Source organism: Blastococcus sp. SYSU DS0973 (assembly GCF_054051055.1).
In genome coordinates, this window is record NZ_JBJHAN010000001.1 from 385,189 (window position 1) to 409,938 (window position 24,750).

At 72.7% G+C, this 24,750-nt stretch carries 21 protein-coding genes, 1 tRNA gene and 1 pseudogene; 14 read left to right on the top strand and 9 right to left on the bottom strand.

Going from position 1 to position 24,750, the window contains the following annotated elements:
- Positions 1 to 167 precede the first annotated feature (167 nt).
- The 9 genes from ACI791_RS01905 to ACI791_RS01945 all read left to right on the top strand — a co-directional run bounded on the left by ACI791_RS01905 (position 168) and on the right by ACI791_RS01945 (position 9,304).
- A complete protein-coding gene (locus ACI791_RS01905; protein ID WP_456584487.1) occupies positions 168 to 2,237 on the top strand; it encodes a prolyl oligopeptidase family serine peptidase in 2,070 nt (689 codons plus the stop codon).
- A 78-nt stretch (positions 2,238 to 2,315) separates the two neighbouring features.
- Positions 2,316 to 3,323: a mechanosensitive ion channel family protein gene (locus ACI791_RS01910; RefSeq protein WP_456584488.1), complete on the top strand. Its 1,008-nt coding sequence runs from the start codon at positions 2,316 to 2,318 to the stop codon at positions 3,321 to 3,323.
- Between the two features lie 38 nt (positions 3,324 to 3,361).
- Positions 3,362 to 4,630 (top strand): MFS transporter, encoded by a 1,269-nt coding sequence (locus ACI791_RS01915; protein WP_456584489.1) that lies wholly within the window; start codon positions 3,362 to 3,364, stop codon positions 4,628 to 4,630.
- The gene (locus ACI791_RS01920) at positions 4,627 to 5,025 is read left to right on the top strand and encodes a globin (RefSeq protein ID WP_456584490.1); all 399 of its coding nucleotides are present in this window, start codon (positions 4,627 to 4,629) and stop codon (positions 5,023 to 5,025) included. Before ACI791_RS01915 ends, ACI791_RS01920 begins: the two co-directional genes overlap by 4 nt.
- Positions 5,026 to 5,176: 151 nt before the next feature.
- A complete protein-coding gene (locus tag ACI791_RS01925; RefSeq protein WP_456584491.1) occupies positions 5,177 to 6,763 on the top strand; it encodes a glycoside hydrolase family 13 protein in 1,587 nt (528 codons plus the stop codon).
- A gap of 43 nt (positions 6,764 to 6,806) precedes the next feature.
- Positions 6,807 to 7,373, top strand: a complete 567-nt coding sequence (locus tag ACI791_RS01930) for a biotin transporter BioY (protein ID WP_456584492.1) — start codon at positions 6,807 to 6,809, stop codon at positions 7,371 to 7,373.
- A 20-nt stretch (positions 7,374 to 7,393) separates the two neighbouring features.
- Positions 7,394 to 8,107, top strand: coding sequence for an energy-coupling factor ABC transporter ATP-binding protein (locus ACI791_RS01935; protein ID WP_456584493.1), 714 nt, complete (start codon positions 7,394 to 7,396; stop codon positions 8,105 to 8,107).
- A 28-nt stretch (positions 8,108 to 8,135) separates the two neighbouring features.
- Positions 8,136 to 8,780 (top strand): energy-coupling factor transporter transmembrane component T family protein, encoded by a 645-nt coding sequence (locus ACI791_RS01940; protein WP_456584494.1) that lies wholly within the window; start codon positions 8,136 to 8,138, stop codon positions 8,778 to 8,780.
- Positions 8,777 to 9,304, top strand: a complete 528-nt coding sequence (locus ACI791_RS01945; RefSeq protein ID WP_456584495.1) for an MOSC domain-containing protein — start codon at positions 8,777 to 8,779, stop codon at positions 9,302 to 9,304. Before ACI791_RS01940 ends, ACI791_RS01945 begins: the two co-directional genes overlap by 4 nt.
- A gap of 6 nt (positions 9,305 to 9,310) precedes the next feature.
- Here the strand turns inward: ACI791_RS01945 and ACI791_RS01950 are convergent, their stop codons facing one another.
- The 5 genes from ACI791_RS01950 to ettA all read right to left on the bottom strand — a co-directional run bounded on the left by ACI791_RS01950 (position 9,311) and on the right by ettA (position 14,204).
- Positions 9,311 to 10,468, bottom strand: a complete 1,158-nt coding sequence (locus ACI791_RS01950; RefSeq protein WP_456584496.1) for a thiolase family protein — start codon at positions 10,466 to 10,468, stop codon at positions 9,311 to 9,313.
- Entirely contained in the window at positions 10,465 to 11,490 is a 1,026-nt protein-coding gene (locus ACI791_RS01955) for an AMP-binding protein (RefSeq protein WP_456584497.1), read from the bottom strand. Before ACI791_RS01955 ends, ACI791_RS01950 begins: the two co-directional genes overlap by 4 nt.
- Positions 11,491 to 11,541: 51 nt before the next feature.
- Positions 11,542 to 11,952: an acyl-CoA thioesterase gene (locus ACI791_RS01960; RefSeq protein WP_456584498.1), complete on the bottom strand. Its 411-nt coding sequence runs from the start codon at positions 11,950 to 11,952 to the stop codon at positions 11,542 to 11,544.
- A gap of 60 nt (positions 11,953 to 12,012) precedes the next feature.
- Positions 12,013 to 12,342 (bottom strand): hypothetical protein, encoded by a 330-nt coding sequence (locus tag ACI791_RS01965; protein WP_456584499.1) that lies wholly within the window; start codon positions 12,340 to 12,342, stop codon positions 12,013 to 12,015.
- 191 nt (positions 12,343 to 12,533) lie between these two features.
- Positions 12,534 to 14,204 (bottom strand): energy-dependent translational throttle protein EttA, encoded by a 1,671-nt coding sequence (ettA, locus tag ACI791_RS01970; RefSeq protein WP_456584500.1) that lies wholly within the window; start codon positions 14,202 to 14,204, stop codon positions 12,534 to 12,536.
- A 263-nt stretch (positions 14,205 to 14,467) separates the two neighbouring features.
- Between ettA and ACI791_RS01975 the strand changes: the two genes are divergently transcribed.
- The gene (locus ACI791_RS01975; protein ID WP_456584501.1) at positions 14,468 to 15,115 is read left to right on the top strand and encodes a cation diffusion facilitator family transporter; all 648 of its coding nucleotides are present in this window, start codon (positions 14,468 to 14,470) and stop codon (positions 15,113 to 15,115) included.
- 60 nt (positions 15,116 to 15,175) lie between these two features.
- Here the strand turns inward: ACI791_RS01975 and ACI791_RS01980 are convergent, their stop codons facing one another.
- Complete coding sequence (locus tag ACI791_RS01980; protein ID WP_456584502.1) at positions 15,176 to 15,712, bottom strand: single-stranded DNA-binding protein; 537 nt, start codon at positions 15,710 to 15,712, stop codon at positions 15,176 to 15,178.
- Positions 15,713 to 15,901: 189 nt separating this feature from the next.
- Between ACI791_RS01980 and ACI791_RS01985 the strand changes: the two genes are divergently transcribed.
- Together ACI791_RS01985 and ACI791_RS01990 are read left to right on the top strand one after the other, a co-directional pair.
- Positions 15,902 to 15,974 (top strand) — tRNA-Arg (locus ACI791_RS01985).
- Positions 15,975 to 16,059: 85 nt separating this feature from the next.
- Entirely contained in the window at positions 16,060 to 16,959 is a 900-nt protein-coding gene (locus ACI791_RS01990; RefSeq protein WP_347059930.1) for a tyrosine-type recombinase/integrase, read from the top strand.
- A 440-nt stretch (positions 16,960 to 17,399) separates the two neighbouring features.
- On the opposite strand, the gene ACI791_RS01995 is transcribed toward ACI791_RS01990, so the two are convergent.
- The 3 genes from ACI791_RS01995 to ACI791_RS02005 all read right to left on the bottom strand — a co-directional run bounded on the left by ACI791_RS01995 (position 17,400) and on the right by ACI791_RS02005 (position 22,345).
- Positions 17,400 to 17,609 carry a helix-turn-helix transcriptional regulator gene (locus ACI791_RS01995; protein ID WP_347059929.1) on the bottom strand — a complete coding sequence of 70 codons (210 nt, stop codon included), beginning with the start codon at positions 17,607 to 17,609 and terminating at the stop codon, positions 17,400 to 17,402.
- Between the two features lie 219 nt (positions 17,610 to 17,828).
- A complete protein-coding gene (mobF, locus tag ACI791_RS02000) occupies positions 17,829 to 21,488 on the bottom strand; it encodes a MobF family relaxase (protein WP_347059927.1) in 3,660 nt (1,219 codons plus the stop codon).
- Positions 21,489 to 21,922: 434 nt separating this feature from the next.
- Positions 21,923 to 22,345, bottom strand: coding sequence for an ABC transporter permease (locus tag ACI791_RS02005; RefSeq protein ID WP_456569822.1), 423 nt, complete (start codon positions 22,343 to 22,345; stop codon positions 21,923 to 21,925).
- A gap of 330 nt (positions 22,346 to 22,675) precedes the next feature.
- Between ACI791_RS02005 and ACI791_RS02010 the strand changes: the two are divergent.
- Together ACI791_RS02010 and ACI791_RS02015 are read left to right on the top strand one after the other, a co-directional pair.
- Positions 22,676 to 22,989 (top strand): annotated as a pseudogene (locus ACI791_RS02010) (hypothetical protein); the annotation flags it as partial.
- A 382-nt stretch (positions 22,990 to 23,371) separates the two neighbouring features.
- Positions 23,372 to 24,559 carry a chymotrypsin family serine protease gene (locus ACI791_RS02015; RefSeq protein WP_347059924.1) on the top strand — a complete coding sequence of 396 codons (1,188 nt, stop codon included), beginning with the start codon at positions 23,372 to 23,374 and terminating at the stop codon, positions 24,557 to 24,559.
- Positions 24,560 to 24,750 lie beyond the last annotated feature (191 nt).

A 24,750-nucleotide genomic window follows, 5' to 3' on the forward strand; every position in this document is an offset into this window, starting at 1 on the left:
TCGACCCGGGCGCGGAACGCGGCACGGATCACCTCCGGACGCCCCGGACCGCCGGGTGCTGCACGACCCGCGGGCAGCCCCATTCTGACCCGGGAACGGCGGGTTGGCGCACTCGAGACGCGTCCGGTCGCGGCTCGCCGTCCGGATCGGCGACTAGCGTGCCGGGAATGCGCTACCCGGACGCCCCGCGGCTGGACCTCGTCGACGAGCTGCACGGCCACCGGATCGCCGATCGGTACCGCTGGCTGGAGGACGCCGCCGACCCCCGCACCCGGGAGTGGTCGCAGGCCCAGGACGAGCTCGCCGCCGAGGTGCTGTCCGCCCTGCCGTTGCGCGAGCGGTTCGCCGGGAAGCTCGGCGAGCTGGTGCGCTCGGGCGCCGTCGGGCTCCCGGTGTGGCGCGACGAGCGGGCGTTCTCCACCCGCCGCGATCCCGGCCAGGAGCACGCCGTGCTGCGGGTGCGCGAGGCCGACGGCAGCGTCCGGGTGCTCGTCGACCCGATGGCGCTGGACCCCGAGGGGACGACGACGCTCGACGCGTGGTCGCCGTCCTGGGAGGGCGACCGGCTGGCCTACCAGATCTCCACCGGCGGCGACGAGGAGTCGCAGCTCTACGTCCTCGACGTCGCCACGGGGGAGGTTCTCGACGGCCCGGTCGACCGCTGCCGCTACTCCCCCGTCGGCTGGCTACCCGGGGGCGCGGAGCTGTTCTACGTCCGCCGTCTCGCACCGGACCAGGTGCCCGCCGGCGAGGAGCAGTTCCACCGCCGGGTCTGGCGCCACCGGGTCGGCGCCGACCCCGCAGGCGACGTCCTGGTGCACGGCGAGGGTCTGGACCCGACGAACTACTACGGGGTCCGCACCAGTGCCGACGGCCGCTGGCTGGTCGTCTCCGCCTCGGCAGGCACCGCTCCGCGCGACGACGTCTGGCTGGCCGACCTCGCCGGGGACGGCGCGCTGCGCGAGTTCCAGGTGGGCGTCGACGCCCAGACCGCCGCGTGGGTGGCCCGGGACGGGCGGCTGTGGCTGCTGAGCGACCGCGGCACCCCGCGCTGGCGGCTGGCCGTCGCCGACCCGGCGGACCAGGCCACCTGGGCGCACCAGGCCTGGGCCGACGTCGTGCCGCAGCAGGAGGACGCGGTGCTCTCCGACGTCGCGCTGGTGGACGGGCCGGACGGCGATCTGCGAGTGCTGGCCGTCCACGCCGTCGACGCCACCGACCGGCTCTCGGTCTGGGCCGGGGACGGCGCCGGCCGGCTGGGCGACGTCCGTCCGCCCGGCGCCGGGAGCATCTCCGGCGTCAGCGCCCCGCACACCGGTGGCACCACCGCGTGGGTGGGCTACACCGACTACTCCACCCCGCCGTCGGTGCTGCGCTGGAACTCCGCGGATCCCGACGGGCTGACCGGGTGGGAGCAGGCGCCCGTCGCCGGCGAGGTGCCGCCGCTGACCGTCGTCGAGACGCACGCGACGTCGAAGGACGGCACACCGGTGCACCTCTTCGTGCTCTCCGGGACAGGGGCGCCCGACCGCCCGCGGCCGACCGTTCTCTACGGCTACGGCGGTTTCAACGTCTCGCTGACCCCCGCGTACTCGGCGCAGGCCCTGGCCTGGGTCGCCGCCGGCGGCGTCTGGGTGGTGGCGAACCTGCGCGGCGGCTCCGAGCACGGCGAGGAGTGGCACCGGGCCGGCACGCGCGAGCGCAAGCAGAACGTGTTCGACGACTTCGCCGCCGCCGCCGAGCACCTGGTGGCCGAGGGCTGGACGACGCACGCGCAGCTGGCGGTCATGGGCGGGTCCAACGGCGGCCTGCTGGTGGGCGCCACCCTCACCCAGCGCCCGGACCTCGCCGCCGCCGTCGTCTGCAGCGCGCCGCTGCTGGACATGGTGCGGTACGAACGGTTCGGGCTCGGCCGCACCTGGAACGACGAGTACGGCACGGCCGACGACCCGGTGCAGCTCGGCTGGCTGCTCCGCTACTCGCCCTACCACGCCGTGCGGGAGGGGACGGCGTACCCGGCGGTGCTCGTCACGACCTTCGAGTCCGACACCCGGGTCGATCCGTTGCACGGCCGCAAACTCGCCGCCGCTCTCCAGCACGCCACCAGCTCGGCGGCCCCGGTACTCCTGCGACGCGAGACCTCGGTGGGCCATGGCGCCCGGGCCGTCAGCCGCACCGTGGGCCTGGCCGCCGACCAACTCGCCTTCCTCGCAGCGCACACCGGACTTCCCGGCTGAGCGTGCTGTCCGTCACCAGCCGGACACGCGCCGTCGCCTGCACCGACGCCGTCATCCCCACCTGCGAGAATTCCGGTAATGACCGGATCCCCCACGGTGATCGCCGCGGACGACGGAGCGGGCGTCGCCGACTGCGCCGACTACTGGCTCTGCCAGAAGGTGTACGACTGGTCCGGCATGGACTGGCTGGCCGAGAACGCCCGCACGCTCATCGCCACCCCGGGCCGGATCCTGCTGGTCGTCGTGCTGGCGCTGGTCGCGCGGGCGCTGGCCCACCGGGCGATCGGACGGCTGACCGACCGCACCGCGACCGGGGCGATGCCCACCATCCTGCGGCCCCTCCGCAACCGCACGCCGGCGGCGGAGGAGGTCGTCGAGCAGATCGCCGCGCGGCGCACCCAGCGAGCCGAGGCGATCGGCTCGGTCCTGCGCAGCTTCGCCTCGATGGTCGTCCTCGGCATCGCCGTCGTGCTGGTGCTGGGCGAACTGGGGGTCAACCTGGCGCCGATCCTGGCCAGCGCGGGCGTGGTCGGCGTCGCTCTCGGCTTCGGCGCCCAGAACCTGGTCAAGGACTTCATCGCCGGGATCGGCATCATCCTGGAGGACCAGTACGGGGTGGGTGACGTCGTCGACCTGGGCGAGGCCGTCGGCACCGTGGAGGCGGTCGGGCTGCGGATCACCCGGCTGCGGGACGTCAACGGCGTCGTCTGGTACGTCCGCAACGGCGAGGTGCTGCGGGTCGGCAACAAGAGCCAGGGCTTCGCCCAGGTGGTGATCGACATGCCCGTCGCGCACGACACCGACCTGGAGCGCTGCCGCGCGGTCATGCAGGAGGTGGCCGACGCGATGTACGCGCAAGCCGAGTGGGCCGGCATCCTCCTGGCCGAGCCGGAGTCCCTCGGCGTCGAGCAGATCACCGCGGAGGGGGTCTTCCTCCGGCTCACCGTGCGCACCACCAACGCCGACCAGTGGCGGGTCGGCCGGGAACTGCGCATGCGGCTCAAGGAGCGCTTCGTCGCCGAGGGCATCCGCACGCCCGTCCCCCTCCTGGGCAGCGTCTCCGCCGCCGGGGCGGGGTCCCGCTGAGCGCGCCCGCGCCGCAGGACCCCGCCCCTGGGGCTGCGGTGCGCCAGGCGACCTTCCGCGAGGTCTTCGCCGTCGGCGAGTTCCGGCCGCTGTTCGGCACCTTCATCCTCTCCGCGGCCGGGGACGAGCTGGCGCGCGTCGCCCTGACCGTGCTGGTGTACGCCCGGACGTCGTCGCCGCTCCTCGCCGCGCTGACCTTCGCCATCAGCCACCTGCCCTGGCTGCTCGGCGGGCCACTGCTGTCCACGCTGGCCGACCGGCTTCCCCGCCATCGGGTGCTGATCGCCACCGACGCCGCGCGCGCGGTCCTCGTCGCGCTCATGGCGATCCCCGGCACGCCGCTCCCCGTGCTGCTGGGCCTCCTCTTCGTCGTCGGACTGTGCGCCCCAGCGTTCGAGTCGGCCCGGTCGGCCCTGATGGCCGACGTGCTCGACGGGGACAGGTACGCCGTCGCCACGTCCCTCACCGGCATCACCCTGCAGCTGGCCCAGGTCGCCGGGTTCCTGGCCGGCGGCGCGCTGGCCGCCGCGCTCAACCCCTCGGCCGCGCTGCTGGTGGACGCCGCGACCTTCCTCGTCTCCGCGATCTGGCTCTGGGCGCGGCTCCAGCCACGCCCGGCCCCCGTCACCGAGGGCGGCGGTGCCCCGAGGTCCCTGTGGCGCGACACCGCGGCGGGCCTGCACCTGATCCGCCGCAGCCCCCGGCTGCTGGCCATCGTCGGCGTCCTGTGGGTGACGACGGGCTTCGTGTACGCCTCCGAAGGCATCGCCGCCCCGCTGGTGGACTCCCTCGGTCAGGGAACGACGGCGGTCGGCATCCTCCTCGCGGCCAACCCGCTCGGGGTCACCATCGGCGGGCTGGTCATCGCGCGCCTGGTCCCGCCGGCGCGGCGTGAGCGGCTCGTCGCCCCGCTCGTCGTGGTCTCCCTCGCACCCGTGCTGGTCGGTGGCCTGGTCGCGGCGGCGGCCGGGCCCGGCGCGGTGCCGTTCTGGGTGCTGGTCGGGATGCTGTTCGTCTCCGGGCTCGGCGCGGCGTGGTCGATCCCGCTCAACGTCGCCTTCGTCCAGGCGGTGCCCAGCGCCTACCGCGGGCGCGCGTTCGGCGTGGCGGCCAGCGGGCTGGCCGGCGTGCAGGGGCTCGGCGCGCTCGGCGCGGGCCTCGCCGCGGAGGCGTTCAGCCCGAGCGTCGTGGTGGCGCTCTCCGGCGTGATCGGAATGATCGCGGTCGCCCCGGCGCTGATGGCCTATCGGCGGACCCGCGACCCGGCGGACGTCCGGACCGAGGCTGAGGGAGCATCAGGGGCATGAGCGAGTCGAGGCGGTCCCTGCCGTCGGCACGGAGCTTCTACGACGAGATCGGCGGCGCGGAGACCTTCCGGCGACTGGTCAGCCGCTTCTACGCCGGTGTCCGCACCGACCCGGTGCTCGTGCCGATGTACCCCCAGGACGACTGGGAGGGTGCGGAGACCCGCCTGCGCGGTTTCCTGGAGCAGTACTGGGGTGGGCCGACGACCTACTCCGAGCAGCGCGGGCACCCGCGGCTGCGCATGCGGCACGCGCCCTTCGCCATCGGCCCCGCCGAGCGCGACGCCTGGCTGACCCACATGCGCGACGCCGTCGACTCGCTGGAACTGCCCCCCGACCAGGACGCGACGCTCTGGGCATACCTGGAGATGGCCGCGCGCAGCATGCAGAACCGCTGATCCGCCGGGCACTCCCCACCTCGCACGATCCCCGTGGCCCGCTCCGGGAGTCCCTGCTCGGGCTCAGGGGGTCCTGCCGGACTCCCGTGCCCGAGCAACAACCCCACAGCCGCTGCACCCCGAACGTCCACGAACACCCCTGAGGAGCCCGGTGAGCCCGGAGCCGAACCGCACCCTGTCCACGACCGACACCGACTGGTGGCGGGACGCGGTCTTCTACCAGATCTACATCCGCAGCTTCGCCGACGGGAACGGCGACGGTGTGGGCGACCTGGCCGGCATCCGGTCGCGGCTGCCCTACCTCGCCGACCTCGGTGTCGACGCGCTGTGGATCACGCCGTTCTACCCCTCGCCGATGGCCGACCACGGCTACGACGTCGCCGACCCCCGCGACGTCGAGCCGGTGTTCGGCGACCTGGCCGAGTTCGACGCGCTGCTCGCCGAGGCGCACGCGCTGGGCATCCGGGTGACCGTCGACCTGGTGCCCAACCACAGCTCCCACGACCACGAGTGGTTCCACGCGGCCATGGCGGCCGGTCCGGGCTCGCCGGCACGGGCCCGCTACCTCTTCCGCGACGGCCGCGGGGTGGACGGCAGCGAGCCGCCGAACAACTGGCCCTCGGTGTTCGGTGGGCCGGCGTGGACCCGCGTGCCCGACGGACAGTGGTATCTGCACATCTTCGCCCCGGAGCAGCCGGACCTGAACTTCGCCAACCCGGAGGTCGTGGCCGACCTCGAGGAGACGATGCGGTTCTGGCTCGACCGCGGGGTGGACGGCTTCCGCATCGACGTCGCCCACGGCATGGCCAAGCCCGACGGCCTGCCCGACATGGTGCCGATGGATGACACGGGCCTGCTCGACGACCACGGCCCCGGCGACCACCGGTTCGACCAGGACGGCGTGCACGTCGTGCACCGCCGCATCCGGGCGGTGCTCGACGAGTACCCCGGCACGATGGCGGTCGGCGAGGTCTGGGTCTCCGACGACGAGCGGCTGGCCCAGTACCTGCGCGAGGACGAGCTGCAGCTGGCGTTCAACTTCAAGCTGCTCACCGCCGAGTGGACCCCCGACGGGCTGCGGGACGCGATCACCCACTCGCTCGCCGCGGTCGACGGCACGCCCGCGCCGGCCTGCTGGGTGCTGTCCAACCACGACCGCCCCCGGCACGTGACCCGCTACGGCGGTGGCGACCTCGGCACCCGGCGGGCCCGGGCGGCGGCGCTGCTGCAGCTGGCGCTGCCGGGTGCGGCGTACCTCTACAACGGCGACGAGCTCGGCATGCCCGACGTCGACCTGCCCGACGCGGTGCTGCAGGACCCGATGTGGTTCCGCTCCGGCGGCGCTGAGCGAGGCCGCGACGCCTGCCGGATCCCGGTGCCCTGGTCGGGCACCGAGCCCTCCTACGGGTTCTCCACGCGTCCCGACACCTGGCTGCCCATGCCGGAGGGCTGGGGCCGGCTGACCGCTGCGGCGCAGCGTCACGACGACGGTTCGATGCTGTCGCTGTACCGGAAGGCGCTGGAGCTGCGCGCGTCCTCCCCCGCGTTCACCGGGGACGTGCAGTGGCTACAGGCACCCGACCGTTGCGTCGCGTTCCGCCGTCCCGGTGGGCTGGTCTGCCTGGTGAACCTGTCCGGCGCGGACGTGCCGCTGCCGGAGGGGCAGGTGCTGCTCGCCAGCGGGCCGGTGGACGGCGGGACCGTGCCCGACGACACAGCGGTGTGGCTCCAGGCGTGACCGGCGCTCGGACGGGCGCAAGGGCTCCGGTACCTTCCGCCGCGTGAAGTCCAGGGATCTCGCCTACGTCGCCCTGTTCGCGGCCATCGTCGCGGTGCTGGGTCTGCTGCCGCCGGTGCCCGTGCCGGGCATCCCGGTGCCGATCACCGCGCAGACCCTCGGCGTCATGCTGGCCGGCTCGGTGCTCGGTGCGCGCCGAGGCGGGCTGGCGCTGCTGACCTTCCTGGCCGTCGTCGCGGTCGGGGTGCCACTGCTGTCGGGCGGCCGCGGTGGGCTGGCCGTCTTCGTCGGCCCGTCCGCCGGATACCTCTACAGCTGGCCGATCGCCGCATTCGTCATCGGTCTCCTGACCCAGCTGACGTGGCGCAGGTTCAACCTGGCGTGGGCGATGGTGGCCAACCTGGTCGGCGGCATCGTGGTCATCTACGCGATCGGCATCCCGTTCACCGCCCTGTTCGGCGACGTCTCGCTGACGGCCGCGGCGACGGGCTCGCTCGCCTTCATCCCCGGGGACCTGGTGAAGGCGGGCGCCGCCTCCGTAGTGGCGGTGGCGGTGCGCCGGGCGTACCCGGTCATCGAGCTGCCCGCCCGGCGGCCGGCGGCCGGCTGACCGTGCGGTGGAGACGGCGCGTGGCCGAGGTCGCCGTGGCCGGCGCCCTGCCGCGGACGGCGCTCGAACTGCGGAACGTCTCGCACGCCTACGGTGACCGGCCGGTCCTGGACGACATCACACTCACCCTGGGCGAGTCCCGGGTGGGTGTGGTGGGCGCGAACGGGTCGGGCAAGAGCACCTTTGCTCGGCTCCTCAACGGCCTGGTGCTCCCGTCGGCGGGCAGCGTCCTCGTCGACGGGCTGGACACCCGGACACAACTGCGGGAGGTCCGCCGGCGGGTGGGCTTCGTGTTCCAGGACCCCGACGCGCAGATCGTGCACCCCACCGTTGCCGAGGATGTCGAGTTCGGCCTGACCAACCTGGGGGTCCCCGCCGATGAGCGGGCGCGGCGGGTCGAGGACGTGCTCACGCGGTACGGACTGGTCGGGCACCACGACCACCCGGCGCACCTGCTCTCGGGCGGGCAGAAGCAGCTGCTCGCGATCGCCGGAGTCCTGGTCATGCAGCCGCAGCGGATAGTTTTCGACGAACCCACGACGTTGCTGGACCTGGCCAACACCCGGCGCGTCGCCCGCGTCATCGCCGAGCTGGAGCAGGACGTCGTGGTCGTCACCCACCACCTGGACCTGCTGGCCGGGTTCGACCGGGTGCTCGTGTTCGAAGACGGTCGGGTGGCCGCCGACGGCGTCCCCACCGAGACGCTGCGCTGGTACGTGGACCGGTTGTCGTGACCCCGACCGCGTCCGAGCGGCCGACATCGTGACGCTGGCGCTGTACGTGCCCGTCGCCAGCCCCGTGCACCGGGCGCCTGCCGGGCTGAAGCTCGCCCTGCTGGCCGGAGTGGGCGCCGGTCTGTTCCTCGTGGAGCGGCTGGACGTGGTCCTCGGCGCGCTGGCTGCCGTGGCGGTGCTCGGGCTGGCCGCGGCCCGGCTGCCGCTGCGCGCCCTGGTCGCCCAGGTCCGTCCGGTATGGCCGTGGCTGGCGGTGCTGCTCGTGTTCCACCTCGTGGTCACCGACTGGCGCACCGGGACGGTCGCGGTCACCCGGTTGCTGACACTGGTGCTGGCCGCCGCGGTGGTGACCGCGACGACGCGGGTCACCGCGCTGGTCGCCGTCGTGGAGTGGCTGGTCCGCCCGTTGGCGGTGGTCGGCGTGCGTCCGGCGCGGGTCGGCCTGGTGATCGCGATGACGCTGCGGTTCGTGCCCCTGATCGCCGAGCGCGCCCAGCGCATCCGGGAGGCGCAGGCGGCGCGCGGCGCGACCGGGATGCGCGTGGGCATGCTGGTGCCGCTGCTGGTGCAGGTCCTCCGGCTGGCCGCCACGCTCGGTGAGGCGCTCGACGCCCGCGGGGCCGACGCCCCGGTGTCCCCGCGCCGCCGCCGTGCGGGAGCATCGGCGCCGTGAGCGGGACCGTGCTGGAGATCTGGCGGACACCGGCGGCAGGCGAGCCGATGGAACGGGTTCCGGCCGGCCGGCTGGTCGCCGGCGCAGGGCTCGAGGGCGACCGCTACGCCCTGGGCGGCGGCACGTGGGCGCGGTACCCCGACCTGGAGAAGCAACTGACGCTCATCGACGTGGACGACGTCGCCGCGCTCGCCGCGGAGACCGGCGCGCCCCTGACGCCGGGCGACACGAGACGCAACCTGCTCACCCGCGGGATCAGCCTGCCCGAGCTCGTCGGCCGGTGGTTCGCCGTGGGCGACGCGTTGCTGTTCGGGATGAAGCGCTGCCCGCCGTGCACGCATCTGGAACGGCTGACCGGCACGCGGCTGGTCAAGGCGATGGCCTACCGGGGCGGGGTCAACGCGGCGGTGTTCACCGGCGCGGCGATCGCCGAGGGCACCGAGGTCCGGCTGCTCGACGAGGCCGAGGCCGCCCGCCGGGGAGCGCCGACCGGCGCCGGGCGGCCGGTGCCGCGCAGGGTGTGACCGCGGTCAGCCGCACGCCTCCACGACCATCGCCACTCCCTGGCCACCGCCCGCGGCGATGGCGGCGAGGCCGTAACGCCCCGCGTCGCCGCGGGCCAGCTGGGAGAACAGCCGGACGGCGAGGACCGCACCCGAGGCCCCCCAGGGATGGCCGAGGGCCAGCGCGCCCCCCTGGGGGCACACCCGCTCGGGCTCCAGCCCCAGCCCGGCGCAGCAGGCGAGGATCTGGCCGGCGAACGCCTCGTTGAGCTCCACGACGTCGACGTCCCCGAGGGAGATGCCGGCCCGGTCGAGGGCCTGCTCGGCCGCGGGGACGATGCCGAGCCCCGGGCGGCGGGGGTCGACGCCCGCGGTCGCCGTCGCGATCACCCGGAGCCCCCGCCCTCCCTGCCGACGGTGGGTCGCGGCATCGACCAGGGTGACCACCGCCGCGCCGTCGTTGATGCCGCAGGAGTTTCCGGCGGTCACCGTGCCTGCCGGGTCGAAGGCCGGCCGCAGCCGCCCGAGCCGCTCGACGGTGAGACCGTCGCGCGGACGCTGGTCGCAGGAGACACCGCCCACGGGCACGATCTCGGCCGCGAAGCCCTCGGCTCGCTGGGCCGCCATCGCGCGGGCATGGGAGCGGGCGGCGTACTCGTCCTGCTGGGCGCGCGTGATCCCGTGCTCCCGGGCGATCAGGTCGGCGGCCGGCCCCATGTCCGGATCGCCGAGGCCGGAGGGGGCGAAGGGCGCCCGCTCGTAGCGGGTCGCGGGCACGTCGCCCCGCGGCGGCCAGGACCGCCACGGCGCCGTGGACGCGGACTCCACGCCCCCGGCCAGGACGGTCCCCACCTCGCCGCGGAGCATGGTGGCGCCGAGGACGACGGCCGCGAGGCCGCTGGCGCACTGCCGGTCGACGGTGAGGCCGGGGACGGCGATCGGCAGGCCGGCCTGGAGTGCGGCCACGCGGGCGACGTCCCCGCCCGGACCCATGCAGTTGCCCAGCACCACCTCGCGCAGCGGCGCGCGCGGGCCGGTGCCGGTCCGCGCGTCGGCCGCGAGGTCCGCGAGCACGGCGGCGGCGAGATCGACCGCCGTGCACTCGGCCAGGGACCGTCCCGCCGTCCCGATCGGGGTCCGGCGCGCCGCCACGATGACCGGGGCGTCGGCGACCGCGGCTGTCATGCGGAGCCGTCCTCGGACGTGGTTCCCACCGGCGCGAGACGGCCGGAGGCCACCAGATCGGCGACCGTGGCGCGGTCGACCTTGCCTGCGCCGGTCACGGGCAGTTGCGGCAGGACGAACCACCGGCGCGGCCGCTGGCCCGACGGAAGCCCGGTCCGCGCCGTCCGGCGGGCCGCGGCCAGGGCGGCCGGGTCGGCGAGGACCGCCGCCACGAGCGCGCCGAACCGAGGGTGCGGAACGCCGACGACGACCACCTCCGTCCCGGTTCCCCGGCGCAGGACTTCCTCCACGTCGTCGACGTGGACGGTCACCCCCCCGGTGACGACGGCCTCGATCCCGCGCCCCGTCACGGCGAGCACGCCGTCGGCGAGCCGGCCACGGTCCCCGACGGTGGCGAAGCCGTCCCGGGCCAGGGTGAACGGCCCCCTGTCATCCCCTGCATAGCCACGCGAGAGGAAGGGCGACCGCGCCCACACCCGCCCGTCCCGGATGTCGACCTCCACATCCGGGAACGGTCGCAGGTCCTCCTCGTCGGTGCCCCAGGCGACGAAGGACAGTTCGGCGGCTCCGTAGTAGTGGGCGACCCGGGCGCCGGCGGCCCGTGCCTGCGCCGCCAGGGCGGGGCGCAGCCGGTCCCCCGCGACCACCACCGTGCGCGCGCGGAGATCGACGCCCTCCCGCAGCAGACCCAGCAGCGCGGCCGGCGTGAGGTGGATGTGCGTGGCGTCTGCCGGGCTGCTGACCAGCGGTAGCCCGGCGTACCGCGCGTGCACCGCAGCGAACAGATTCATGGTCGCCGACAACGGGCCGGGTACGCAGACACGGGCGGAGGCGTCGATCCCGGCCAGCTCCGAGACGCGCGGGAAGGAGTCGACCCAGGATGCGGCGGTCCGGACGACCACGCGGGGCCGGCTGGTGGTGCCCGAGGTCCGGAGGCCGATCAGCCCGCCGCGGTCGGAGGCGGCGAGGACCGCCGCGACCGGGTCGGAGGTTGCGGCGACGTCCAGAAGGAGGTCGGGCACGTTGTCTCTCTGCGCTCGAGGTCGATGATCCGGCAGGACTACGCCTCAGGCCTAGCCCGGCTCGTCGGCCCAGCGGGCGAGGAACTCCTTCTCCTCCGCGGTGAGCCGGCGTGGCCGCTCGAGCGCGAAGTCGAAGGGCACCAGCAGCGTGCTGCCGGTGACGGCGAGCTTCCCGTGGTCGAAGACCTCGTAGTGGCAGGTGAAGGCGGCGGCGCGGATGCCGGAGACCCAGAGCTGGACCTCCAGCGGGTCGGCGTCGTAGACCACCGAGCGCTTGTAGACGATCTCGTGGGAGGCGACGACCAGGCCGCGGCGCATCCCGGTGCGCTCGTCGTGCGTGGGCTGCTCGAAGAACAGGTTGACCCGCGCCATCTCGAAGTAGCCGAGGAACGCGACGTTGTTGATGTGCTGGTAGGCGTCCATGTCCGACCAGCGCATGGGGACGTGCACCGTGTGCCTCACACCCGTCACCCTGCCGCATGTCCCCGGAGCGGTGCCGCGCGGGACCGGACGACCGCGACCTCAGCCGTCGAGTCGCCGGGCGAGGCGCGCCTGCCCGGGCCCGGGCAGCTCCGCGACGACGCCCCGGCGTCCGGCCGCGGTCATCAGGATTACCTCCGCCGCCCCCCGGACCTCCGGGCCGCGCCCGAACGTCCAGTCGATGTCGGTGGCCACCAGCCGGACCCCCCGTACGCGCAGCGCCCCGAGGAGCGTCGGCGCGAACAGCGCCCGTGCGGAGCCCTGGCACCAGCCCGCGCAGAGCGACGGGGCGCGCCACTGCTCGGGGCTGAGGTCGGCCAGCAGCTCACGCAGGTCCCCGCGGTCCGCGCGGGCCAGAGCCATCACGTCCATGCGCACCCCCGGAACTGCCGCGGTCGCGCGGGTGCACGACGCGAGCGCGGCGAGCCGAGGCGCCCGCGCCGGGGCGACCAGGGATCGCTCGACGGAGGTGGCGCCATCCCCGCGCCCGGGTCCAGACGCCGACGGCCGGCGCGGAGCGGGTGCTCCGGCCGGCCGTCGGTCGTGACTACCGAGGTCCTGCGTCAGTCGCGGCTGAGCTTCCGGTAGGTCGCGCGGTGCGGACGGCCCGCATCCGCACCGAGCCGCTCGACCTTGTTCTTCTCGTAGTCGGCGAAGTTGCCCTCGAACCAGAACCACTTGGAGTCGCCCTCGTACGCCAGGATGTGCGTCGCAACACGGTCGAGGAACCACCGGTCGTGGCTGACGACGACGGCGCAGCCGGGGAACTCCAGCAGGGCGCTCTCGAGGCTGGTCAGCGTCTCGGTGTCCAGGTCGTTCGTCGGCTCGTCGAGCAGCAGCAGGTTGCCGCCCTGCTTGAGGGTCAGGGCCAGGTTGAGGCGGTTGCGCTCACCGCCGGACAGCACGCCGGCCGGCTTCTGCTGGTCCGGGCCCTTGAACCCGAACGCGGCGATGTAGGCGCGCGAGGGCATCTCGACGTTGCCCACCTTGATGTGGTCCAGGCCGTCGGACACGACCTCCCACAGCGTCTTCTTCGGGTCGATGCCGCTGCGGTTCTGCTCGACGTAGGAGAGCTTGACCGTCTCGCCGACCTTGATCTCGCCGTCGTCGGGCTTTTCCTCACCGACCAGCATCTTGAACAGCGTGGTCTTGCCGACGCCGTTCGGGCCGACGACGCCGACGATGCCGTTGCGCGGAAGCGTGAAGGACAGGTTGTCGATCAGCACCCGGTCGCCGAACCCCTTGGTCAGCTTGTTCGTCTCGACGACGACGCTGCCCAGTCGTGGGCCCGGCGGGATCTGGATCTCCTCGAAGTCCAGCTTGCGGAACTTGTCCGCCTCCGCGGCCATCTCCTCGTACCGGGCCAGACGGGCCTTGCTCTTGGCCTGGCGGGCCTTGGCGCCGGAGCGCACCCACTCGAGCTCGTCCTTCAGCCGCTTGGCGCGCTTGGCGTCCTTGGCGCCCTCGACCTGCAGTCGGGCGGCCTTCGTCTCCAGGTAGGTGGAGTAGTTGCCCTCGTAGGGGTAGGCGCGACCGCGGTCGAGCTCGAGGATCCACTGCGCCACGTTGTCCAGGAAGTACCGGTCGTGGGTGACGGCGACGACGGTGCCGGCGTACTTCTCGAGGTGCTGCTCCAGCCACGCCACGCTCTCGGCGTCCAGGTGGTTGGTGGGCTCGTCGAGGAGCAGCAGGTCGGGCGCCTCGAGCAGCAGCTTGCACAGCGCGACCCGGCGGCGCTCACCACCGGAGAGCACGGTCACGTCGGCGTCGCCCGGCGGGCAGCGCAGCGCGTCCATCGCCTGCTCGATGCGGGCGTCGAGCTCCCAGCCGTCGGCGTTCTCGATGACCTCCATGAGCTCGCCCTGCTCGGCCATCAGCGCGTCGAAGTCGGCGTCGGGCTCGCCCATCGCCGCGCTGACCTCCTCGAAGCGGGTCAGCGCGTCCCGGAGGGGCTTCACCGCTTCCTCCACGTTGCCGCGGACGTCCAGGTCCTCGTTGAGCGGCGGCTCCTGCAGCAGGATCCCGACCGAGGCGTCGGGGGCGAGCGTCGCGTCGCCGTTGGAGGGCTGCTGCATGCCGGCCATGATCTGGAGCACGGTGGACTTGCCGGCACCGTTGGGTCCGACGACGCCGATCTTGGCGCCGGGCAGGAACGACAGGGTGACGTCGTCGAGGATCACCTTGTCGCCGTGCGCCTTGCGCGCACGGACCATCGTGTAGATGTACTGAGCCACTGGCTTCGGAGCCTTCCGTCGTCTCGCGGGTAATCCCGCCCGGCGAGCCTACCGGGGGCGGGAACGGCGGACGTCCGCTCTGCGGGGGGCGCAGACGTTCCGCGGCCGGCCGTTCGGGCCCGGCCTGCCATGAATCGATCTGGTGCAACGCCTGGCTCGGCATCCCCGATTCCCGGTCCGCGCCCGCGGACCGCTGGATCTCTGGTCCAGCCCTAGCATCGCCTCGTGACGATGCCGCAGCCCCTCGAGACCGGCTTCCGCTCGTGAACGCCGCCGACACCCTGACGGCGGCCGAGACCGAGCGGCTGACCCGCCGAGGTCTCCGGCTGGCCTGGTTCACGGTCGCCTACAACGTCGTCGAGGGCGCCGTCGCCGTCACCGTGGGACTGCTCGCAGGGCTGGTGTCGATGGTGGGCTTCGGCGTCGACTCCGGTATCGAATCGGCGTCCGCCGTGCTCGTCGGCCTGCGCCTGGCCGCCCGCCTGCGCCACGGCCACGCCGACGAGGCCAAGGAGCGGCGCGCGCTCCGGGCGGTCGCGCTCACCTTCTTCGTGCTGGCCGGCTACGTGACGGTCGAGGGCATCCGGAGCCTCGTGAGCGGCGAGACGCCCGACACCTCCACCGTCGCGCTGGTCCTGCTGGCCGCCTCCGTCGTCGTCATGCCGCTCCTGGCCCGGGCCAAGCGCCGGGTCGGCGAGCAACTGGGCGGCGACCCGCTGATCCTGGCCGACGCGGCCGAGACCCGGATCTGCGTGCTCCTCAGCGTCTCCACCCTGGTCGGACTGGGCCTCTACTCCCTGGTCGGCTGGACCTGGCTGGATCCGGTCGCCGGGTTCGTCATCGCCGTCTTCGCCGTCATGGAGGGCCGCGAGGCCTGGGAGGGCGAGCTCGAGGACGGCTGCGGCGACTGACCGACCGGGCACGACGGGACGGGCCGGCGGCGTACCGGCCCGCCCCCTCGCCCACTGGTCCTAGCGGCCGACGAGCGCGCCCTCGGCCTCCTCGGTCTCCTCGGGCTCCTGGTCGACGACGCCGGTCGCGGTGTCGTACAGCTCGCCCGTGGACCGGTCGAAGCCGGCTCCGGGGAACTGCTCGTCGACCCGACCCTCCGCCGAGGCGGGTCCGGTGTCGGCCGACCCGGCGGTCCGCGGTGGCTGGGCGCGGCGGAAGACCGCCGATCCGCGCGCCAGGTTGGGGCCCACGGCGAACGCCTTGATGCGCGGCTTGCTGCGGGGGCCGCTGTCCGACTCCCAGGTGTGCGTCGTCAGGGCGCCGTGGACGATCACCGGGTCGCCCTTGCTGACGGACCCGGCCACGTTGCCGCTGAGGCCGTTCCAGCACTCGACGTCGATCCAGAAGGTGCCGGAGTCGACGTACTGCTCGGTGCCGGCGTCGTAGCGGCGAGCGGTGGAGGCGAGGCGGAAGTTGGTCACCGCCCCGTTCTGCGTGTTGCTGCGACGGGGTGCGTCGACGACATTGCCGACGACGGTGACGATGGTGTCGTTCACGGTGCTCCTCAGGAGGCGGCGCCGGGTGGGCGCGGCCGGCGCGGTGCCGGTGTGCCGTCGACCCTGACCGCCGTCCTCCGCCGGGAGGAGGCCGTGGAGCCAACTGTGGACCCGACCGGACCCTGTGGACGACGCGTCCCTGCGTCCGCACCACCTCATCGCCGGGCGATGCGATGATCGGCGGCACGAGCGCCCGTAGCTCAGCGGATAGAGCAGGTGCCTTCTAAGCACTTGGTCGCAGGTTCGATCCCTGCCGGGCGCGCAGCTCGCCTCTGACCAGCTAGTTCAATGGAGAATCCTGTCCCGCAGGTCTGGCACAGCGCTCAGCGTCCGGATAACTTCGGCGCATGCGGGAGACCTGGGAGTCGCTGATCCGCGACTTCGTGCGCCACCTCAAGGGCACCAACCGGGCGGTGAACACCCAGACGATCTATCGCCGCGCGGCCCAAGGGCTGGTGCAGTTCCTCGAGCAGGACGGCGAGCTGCCCGGCCCGCAGCAGCTGACCCGGCGGCACATCGAGGCCTACATGGCCCACCTGATCGACACCCGGTCCGCGTCGACGGCCAACGTCGTCTACCGCGCCCTGCAGCAGCTGATGCGGTGGCTGCTGGACGAGGAGGAGATCGACCGCTCGCCGATGGAGCGGATGCGGCCGCCGATCGTTCCGGAGAAGCCGGTACCCGTGCTCACCGAGTCGCAGCTGCGCGCGCTGCTGGCCTCGGCCAAGAGCGCCTCGTTCGTCGACCGCCGCGACGCGGCCATTATCCGGCTGCTGCTGGACACCGGCGGACGGCTCTCAGAGGTGGCCGGGCTGGCCGTGGCTGACCTCGACTTCACCGACGACGTCGCCCATGTGATCGGCAAAGGGCGACGTCCGCGGGCCCTGCCCTTCGGGCAGCAGACGGGGCTCGCGCTTGGCCGCTATCTACGGGCCCGCGCCAAGGAGCGGCAGGCCGACCGTCCCGAGCTGTGGCTGGCGGAGAAGAACCGCGGGGCGTTGTCCTCCGACGGGGTCGGGCGGATGCTGCGTCGGCGCGGCCTCGCCGTGGGCATTCCCGGGCTGCATGCACACCAATTCCGGCACACCGCAGCCCATGAGTGGCTCGTGGCCAACGGCAGCGAGACCGATCTGATGCGGCTGATGGGCTGGAAGTCCCCGCAGATGTTGCGCCGGTACGGGGCCTCGATGGCCGACGAGCGCGCTCGAGAGTCCCACCGACGTCTCGGCCTCGGCGATCGTCTCTGAGCGACGATCCCGCGGTGCGCTCGGTCGCTGGGACCCCCTTTCGAGGTGCTCGGCTGACGAAAGGGCACTCCCCCGCACTTCGCGATCAGTGGGGCGCTCGTCCGCCGCCGGCCCGGCGGCTCCCGCGCGAATGGGCCGAGGCCAGAGCCAGCCGGAGGAAGTAGGCCTTGCGCGCGTGCTCGGCCCGACGCGCCCGCTCTGCGGGATCCAGAGTCCCGTCCGGGTCCACCTCGCGCTCGAACCGAGCCAGGAAGGCAGCGCGGGCAGGAGCTGTGTGCGCCGCGGCGTCCGGAATCCCGGCGTGCAGGTGGTGGGCTGCCATGCGGGCCCGCAGCGCCCGCCGGGCCGGGGAGGACGCGGCCTGCACGTCCCGTTCTCTCCGGCCAGCCGCACCGAGGTCTCCCACGTGACCTCCGCGCTGTTCCTGTGAACGGGACTCTTCAGCGCCCACGGGTCTGCCCTGCTCTCGCGTCGATCCAGGCACGCAGGTCGTGTCGGCGGTAGAGGACGCGGCGGCCGAGGCGGAAGCTGCGGGGGCCGGTGTTGTGATGCCTCCAGTAGCGGAGGGTGGCGACGGGGGCGCGGAGCAGTTCGGCGGCTTCGGTGATGGTGAGCAGCGCGGGCTGGTTTTCGGCGGGCTGGTCGGGCATGGCGGCTCCAGAGCGGGTCGGTGTGCCTGGCCGTACATCGACAGAAGGCGCCGTTTCGGACCGTTTGCTGACACGCCGTGGAAGAGTCTGTGGAGAACCTCCGGTTTTCCTTCTGTTTTCCTCCGGCACGGCACGGGGCCCGTCGGGCTCCTCGGCCAACCCGGCGAGAGAGCCCCTTGGATGCCCTGAGGGTGAGGCGGTGCGCAGGGAGAAAGCCGTTCAGCGCCCGATGCCCCGGTCGGGCGCGCGGTGTGAGGTGAGGTCGCGAAGGTCCTCCGGGTACGGGCGACGGACGGCCTGGTCGGACGCGACCGTCGGTCGAGGGGTGGTCCGGGTTGCCCGTTGGGCGGCGTCGCGGCGGGCGCGCCAGGTGTTGCTCTCCTGCCTGAGAAGCTCGGGCGGCTGGGCGAGGATCGCCGGGTCGGCTTGCAGGGTGGCGATGCGCGCCCGGACATCGGTGACCTGCTGGCGGGCGGCGGCGAGAGCACGCTCGGCGTCGGCCAACTGCCGCGCGTAGTCGCGCTTGCCCGGTGAGCCGTAGTCGGCGTCGTGGTCGCGGCGGGCCCGGGCCAGCTCTCGCTCTGCGGCCTGGTGGGCCCGCAGTGCGGTGTCGGCGGCCGCGGTCAGCTCGCGGTTCTCGGGGTGGGCGGCTTCGGCGGTGCGGCGGGCGGAGGCGTCCAGCGCCGCCCGCATCGCGGGACGGTCGTCGGGGCCGGCGGCGGCCCGGGTCAGCCGGGCGTTGTCGGCGGGGAGGCCCGGCAGGTGCGGTGCCCACGTGGTGTACCAGCCGGTGAGCTGTTCGTCGGCGCGCGCCACAGCGGACCGACGGAGCCCGAGCCGACCCGGGCCGCCGAGGACCACCCGGGCGGCCTGCCGGGCTGCCTCCCGCTCGGCGTCCCAGCGGTCCAGCAGCGCCTGCCGGATGCTGGCGGTGTCAGCGGTGATTAGGGCGCGGCTGGTCTCGGCGGCCTGGCGGGCAGCGGCGGCGTCGACCGCGGCCTGCCGGCAGTTCGTCTCCAGGGCGGTGAGCCGTCGGGTGTCGTCGGCCTGCCGTGCGACGGCCTGGGCGAGGATCCGGTGCTGCCACTGTTGGCGGGCGAGCAGGTCCAGGCAGCGCTGCTGGTCGGTCCACGCGGCGTGCAGCTCAGCGAGGGCCTCGGCCAGCGGCCGCGACCGGGCGTAGCGCGCGGCCTCGGCGGCCGCGGCCCGGGCGGCGTGGGCGGGACCGAGGTCGGCGCGGTCTCGGACGAAGACCGTGAGCCACTGCTCCCGCGCCGACTCGACGTCCGCGGCCACCAGGTGGGCGGTGTTGGTCTGGCGACCGCGGGTCATCCCGACGTAGGCCGACGCCGCGCCGGTGTGCTCCCCGATCGCCAGGTGCGCGGCGGTGACGGTGTCCCCCTGGGCGCCGTGCGCGGTGGTCGCATAGGCGAGCTCGACGTGCGCGGTGACGTAGTCGACGGGCAGCACCCGCGACCCTGTCCCGGCCGGGGTGACGGTGGGGATGACGGAGGCCTCCTCGCCCCCGGCGGGGGTGACATGTGGTGTGCCGTCGGGGGTGACGCGCAGCCCGCCGTTCCGGTCGACGCCGGTGACCGTCCACACGTCGCGGTTGGCGACCTGCAGGTCGCGGTCGTTGCGGCGGGTGGCGATCCGGTCGCCGATGCCGATCCGCTCCCCGGCCCCGGTGACGACCACGCGCCGGTCGTCGACTCGGCCCTCGGTGACCAGTCGGTCCCGGATGACGGCATTGAGGGCGGCGGCCTGCTCACGTGTGTCGACCACCAGCGCCACCGGCTCGTCAACGGCGTTGGAGATGGCCGCGCCGGCGGCGAGCGCCTCCCGCAGCGCCTGCGCGTCGGGGTGCAGCCGGATCTGCCCGCGGGCAAACAGCGCGTCGAACACCATCCCGGGGTTCTCACCGGCGCGCATCGCCAGGGTCAGCTCGGCGTAGTCGGTATCCGGTGTCGTGCGGCCGGTGGCGTCGGTGCGGATGAAGCGGTGCACCCCGACCAGTGTCAGGTGCTCGGCCGGGTCGACCTGGGCCGCGGCGAGGTCCAGGACGCCACCGCGACCGACCGCCGGCAGCTGATGCCGGTCACCGAGCAGGGCGACGCGCACCCCGCACTCGTCCGCGATCGTCAGGAGGGCCCTGGCGGTGTCCTGGTCCAGCATGCCCGCCTCGTCCACGACGAGCAGGTCACCGGCCCGCAGCCGCGCCCCGTCGGCCGGTCCGGCATAGGTACGGCCGGTGACCGGGTCGGGGTGGCCGAGGGCGAGGCGGGTCCACGCGCCGTCGCCGTTCCAGCGCCAGCCGTACTCGAAGGCCAGCCGGGCCGCCGACCCGGCGACCGCACCGACCTCCGCGGCGACGACCTTGGCCGCCTTCAACGTCGGGGTCACCACCACCAGCCGGCGACCCTGCTCGGCGAGCTGGGTCCTGGTGGCGGCCAGGGTAGTGGTCTTGCCGGCGCCGGCCGCGCCCTCGATCACCACCAGTCGCCGCGGGCCGGCGAGCGCGGCGACCGCCGCGGCCTGCCCGGCATCCAGCCGCGTGCCACCGGCTGCGAGGTCGACCGGCTGTGTCAGGCCGGGGCCAGGGACGCCGGCCGGGCGATCGGTGGCGCGGGAGGCGAGGTGCGCGGACAGATCCGCCTCGACGGCGAGCACCGGTCCTGAGGTCCAGGCCCGAATGTGCTCGGGCACCCCCTCGGCAGGGCTGTGGCGGTCCAGCAGGGGCACACACCGGCCCATCGCACGGGCGGTGACGTCTTCGGCGAGCTCGATGCGCACCGCCGGATCGGTGACGATGCCGGCGGCGGCGAGCAGCTGCTCTACCTCCCCGCGCACGTCGGCGGCGTTCCACGCCGAGCGGGCGGCGCCCAGCCGGTCCAACACCCGGTCGGCCACCTGCTCCCGGTCCAGGCCGCCGACCGGGGTGGGGGTCAGGCCGACAGGAGCATTCCGATCGCGGTAGCCCAGCGCGGCCAGCTCGTCCCGCCACCGTGCGGTGAGGTCCTCCCCCGGCTGGGGCAGCACCTTGTCCGGGCGGCCCGCTGCCCACGCTCTCGCGTCCCAGGAGCGGCGCAACGCCGGGCCGGGGGATTCGCCGGGATGCGCCGCGGCCCATTCCCGTTCGTAGGTGTCGATGTTCCGGGCGATCTGCGCCGTTCGCGCACTGAAGGCGCCCACGAAATCCACAAGCTGCCGAATCTCCCCACCGGCATCCAATGCATACCCGTGCGCGGCGAGCGCGGCGCGGAATTGCGGGTCGCAGGCAACCGCGGCGTGCCCAATACCGTTGATCGCGGCGAGGGAATCGCGGACGCCGACGGTGTGCAGGCCGCGCCATTTCCCGGCCGCGAACACCCGGGCGTTGATCTGCAGGTGCAGATGGCGGTGCGGATCCCCGGCCCGCGACGTGTAGTGCGCCACCGTCACCGCCTCGGCCACCTCGACCGGCACCTGCACCTGCCCGCCGCGCGGACCAACCCGGGTGGTGGCGTGCCGCCCGAGCCAACCGATGATCTGCTCGGCCGCCCGGGCCTGCGCCGCGTCATACGCCGTCGCGATGTCCGGATGCAGCGCGGCCGCCAGCGACCACGTCTTCGGGCCGTTGACCACCACCTCGACGAACCGCACCGCATGCCCGTCGCCACGCAGCTGACCCCGCGGCTCCCCGGTGCCCGGTTCACGGCCGGCCACCCACGTCTCGTAGGCGTCACCGGTCAGCGGCGCCAGCTCGGTCACCCGCCCCTCGGCGACGCCGAACCGGCGGGCCACACCGGCGCCCTCGGTCAGGTAGTAGTCATCCGCCCGGCCCCGGTCGGCCTCCACATACTGCCGGGCAGCCGCCGGCGCACCGGCGTAGACCTTCATCCCGCCATGCATTCTCAACGCCACCCGACAATGACCAACAAGTCACCCCTAGAAACGCCGATGGGCCCCGCGAAGCGGGGCCCGACCTACCTCCGAAGGTAGCATGCGTGCCGTTATTCACGTTATTTGGTGAGGGGGTTGGGTGCTATCGGTAAGCGTTGGATGTTGCGAGAACAGGGTCAGCGCGGCGGTCGGCTCATGGGTTCTTTGTGGCAGCCCATTGATGGTCTCGGGGACTTGGTCGGCCTAACCCGTCAAACTGCGACCTTAGAGATGGGGCAAGCGCTTCATGTCTGAAGAGGTAAAGCGAAGCGATAGCGAACGCGTCATCAGACCGAGAGGTCGGTCCTCACGCAAATGGCGTTGCGCAAGAGCGAGCCGACGGGCTAGCCCGGTGTCCAAGGGGCTACGGCGTACGGAGGACGCGCACCGGGTCACGCATGGCGGCTACGGCGGCCGGGGCGAGAGCTGCTGTGGGTGGCGGTCAGTACGGCCAGCACTAAGGCCCCTACAACCAATGACCAAAGCGCGAGGCTCCCGGTCCAGATGGCGAGCAACACTCCAAGCACCGCGCCAAGGATGGAACCAGCAGTGCTGGCGATGGTGGTGCGCAGGGTGACCAGCGCGATGAGCGTCGAGCGGGTGGCTCCCAGGGCGCGTCGTCGGCCGAGGTCGGTGCGCCGGAGGAGAACGTCGGAGAGGACGACGATCCCGGTCAGCGCGGCTCCGGCGGCCAGTACGAGCAGTAGCAGCGATCGCCCGAATGCTCCGACGTCCTCTCTGACCTGGCTCTGCAGTTCCGCCAGCTCCGCGGGGGGCTGGACCTGCAGGTCCGTGGGTGAGGGGGCGTCGACCAATTGGAGGACCTGTGCCTGAGTGGTGCCGACGTCATCGGGGTTCCCGATGACGACGTACATGGTCGAGGCCGGTGCCAGTGCCCCTGCGGGGGAGCCGATGAGCACGCCGTTGTCCAGCTGACCGAATGGCTCGCGTGCGGTGAATGTGCCGACCACCGCGGCCTCCTGTGCGCCCCAGGCGACGTAGCCGGCGGGTCCGTCGAGGCCCAGCAGTCCAGCGGCCGATTCGGCGACGATGGCTTCGCCGGGTCCGGGCAGGCGGCCGCTGGTGAGGGTTGCAGCCGCGCCGAGGTCGCCCAGCACGGTCCACGGCGGACGGTCTCGGCGCTGTTCGAGACCACGCTGGGCGACCATGGCATCACGCTGCTGCGGCCGGGCCCGCGCCGGGGAGACTCCTCCGCCCGGAGCGCGCCTGTTCAAGCCGCTGCGGCTGGTGATCGAGTCGATCAACGACACCCTCGAAGGCCAGCTCGACCTCGAACATCCCGGCGGGCACATCCCGACGGCCCCCGACCGGTGTGTGGGTCCGCGTCCTGCAACGCGTCCTGGCGCCGACCGCCGTCATTTGGCAACCATCACATCGGCGCACAACCCCAGGATCACTGATCGCATCAGACGACAAACCCATGGAATCGGTCATCTAGCGACGCGTCCCCAGCGGGACCGGTCTTGGCCTTCTTCCGCGGCGACGACGGTCGCATGTCACGTCCGTTGCACGTGGAGCTCGGCGGCCGCACGCGGCCTCGTCTCAGCGCCGCACCCCGACTCCGGTCTCGGCGCCAAGGGTCTTGCGCTCGTCGATACGGACTGTAAGGGTGCCATCACGCCACGCAAAGGCGTCCAGCCCAGAGGAGAGTGATGAGTCACCGTTCATCTACCTGCGCCCCCTACCATCGCCGGACGCGCTCGCGCCGGCCAGGTACACGACTCCTCCTTGCGTCGCTGACAAGCCTCGGACTCGCGATATCCCTGGGAGGACCAGCACTCGCCTCACCTCTGCCGCTCCCCGCGCCTGGAACGGCGGAGATGGAGAGAGTCGACCCGCAAGGTAGTGCCATCGACAAGTCCGCACTGACCTTGCCACCCGTCCCGGAGAACATGGGAGCGCTCGCCAGCGAACTCTCAGGCAGGTTCGTCGACGATCCCCAGTTCGCCGCAGTAGAAGTCACGTTGCAGCGAGACAAGGTCATCGTCTACTGGCACGGCAAGCCATCAGCCGCGGTGCTCGGCATGATCAGCACCAAGCCGGATGTCTCCACGGAATTCCGTGAGACCCGGTTCAAGCCGGGACTGCTGCGAGAAGCTGCTCGTCGGCTGCTCGCGTCGAATCCCAATGTCGAATCCGCGCACGCACGGTACGACGGCTCCGGCTTGGCTGTGTCACTTGATCCGACGGTCCCGCTCGCGAATCGCCCGAGCCAAGCTGCACTACAGGCCGCGACGGGCTTCCCGACTACCGTCGACACGCAAGCCCCTGTGGCTGCAAGCACTCGCCAGTACGACTACAGCTACCACCTTGGCGGAGCCCGCATCTATCATCCACTCGGTGACGGTCGCGCATCCGGATGCACCTCCGGCTTCGCAGTCAGGAGCCAATTAGACCCCGCCAAGCAAGGCATGATGTTTGCAGCTCACTGCGGGACGAGCGAATTGGGTAATGACTGGGTCGTCTCGGGCGCCAACACGTACCTCTGGGGCAAGACCGTTGCATTCGATTGGGATCATGACGGCGCCATCATCGATAGCGGCTTCTCCCAGCCGTACATGTGGATCGGGGCCTATGACACAACAAACTACACGAAGATCAACGGCGGCCGTAACGCCTACAAGAACCAAGAGCTCTGCTACAGCGGATCTTACTCGGGACTCGTCTGCGGAAATGTCGTGACCGAAACGGGTGTGCTCTACAAGCTCGACAACGGCAAGCTGTCCAACATCACAGGATTCATGACTCAGCAAAAAAGCGGCACCCCGGCGGCGGGCAACGGCGACAGTGGCGGGCCCGGCTACGAGGTGACCTACGATACCTACTCGGGAAGTTACAAGCGATACGCCGTGGGAATTATCTCGGCGATCCCCATGAACTCCCCTGCTGAATGCCTTGGAGTTCCGGGCAGCACGGCCGAGAATGGACGGAAGTGCAGCCCCACCGTCTACGCCACGTCCGTCATCTCCATCACCAACCAACTCGGTTGGAGCGTTATCGAACAGTAGGCTGTTCCCAAGACAGGGATCCAAGACAGGGAGGGGTGAGCTGGCCCAGAGTAGCCGGGCTCACCCCTCCCCCCGTCTCCAAGGGAGTACTGTCAACACATGCGGACACGCACAGCGCGATTCACCGTAGCGCTCATCCTCGCAGGAGTGATGTCATCAGCAGCCTGCGCCACCCAACAGAATTCTGCCCA

Excerpts from the sequence above, each read along its gene's own strand:
- ACI791_RS01905 (WP_456584487.1), top strand. The coding sequence starts at position 168 with ATGCGCTACCCGGACGCCCCGCGGCTGGACCTCGTCGACGAGCTGCAC.
- ACI791_RS01910 (WP_456584488.1), top strand. The coding sequence starts at position 2,316 with ATGACCGGATCCCCCACGGTGATCGCCGCGGACGACGGAGCGGGCGTC.
- ACI791_RS01920 (WP_456584490.1), top strand. The coding sequence starts at position 4,627 with ATGAGCGAGTCGAGGCGGTCCCTGCCGTCGGCACGGAGCTTCTACGAC.
- ACI791_RS01950 (WP_456584496.1), bottom strand. The coding sequence starts at position 10,468 with ATGACAGCCGCGGTCGCCGACGCCCCGGTCATCGTGGCGGCGCGCCGG.
- ACI791_RS01965 (WP_456584499.1), bottom strand. The coding sequence starts at position 12,342 with ATGGACGTGATGGCTCTGGCCCGCGCGGACCGCGGGGACCTGCGTGAG.
- ACI791_RS01990 (WP_347059930.1), top strand. The coding sequence starts at position 16,060 with ATGCGGGAGACCTGGGAGTCGCTGATCCGCGACTTCGTGCGCCACCTC.
- ACI791_RS01995 (WP_347059929.1), bottom strand. The coding sequence starts at position 17,609 with ATGCCCGACCAGCCCGCCGAAAACCAGCCCGCGCTGCTCACCATCACC.
- mobF (WP_347059927.1), bottom strand. The coding sequence starts at position 21,488 with ATGAAGGTCTACGCCGGTGCGCCGGCGGCTGCCCGGCAGTATGTGGAG.
- ACI791_RS02015 (WP_347059924.1), top strand. The coding sequence starts at position 23,372 with ATGGAGAGAGTCGACCCGCAAGGTAGTGCCATCGACAAGTCCGCACTG.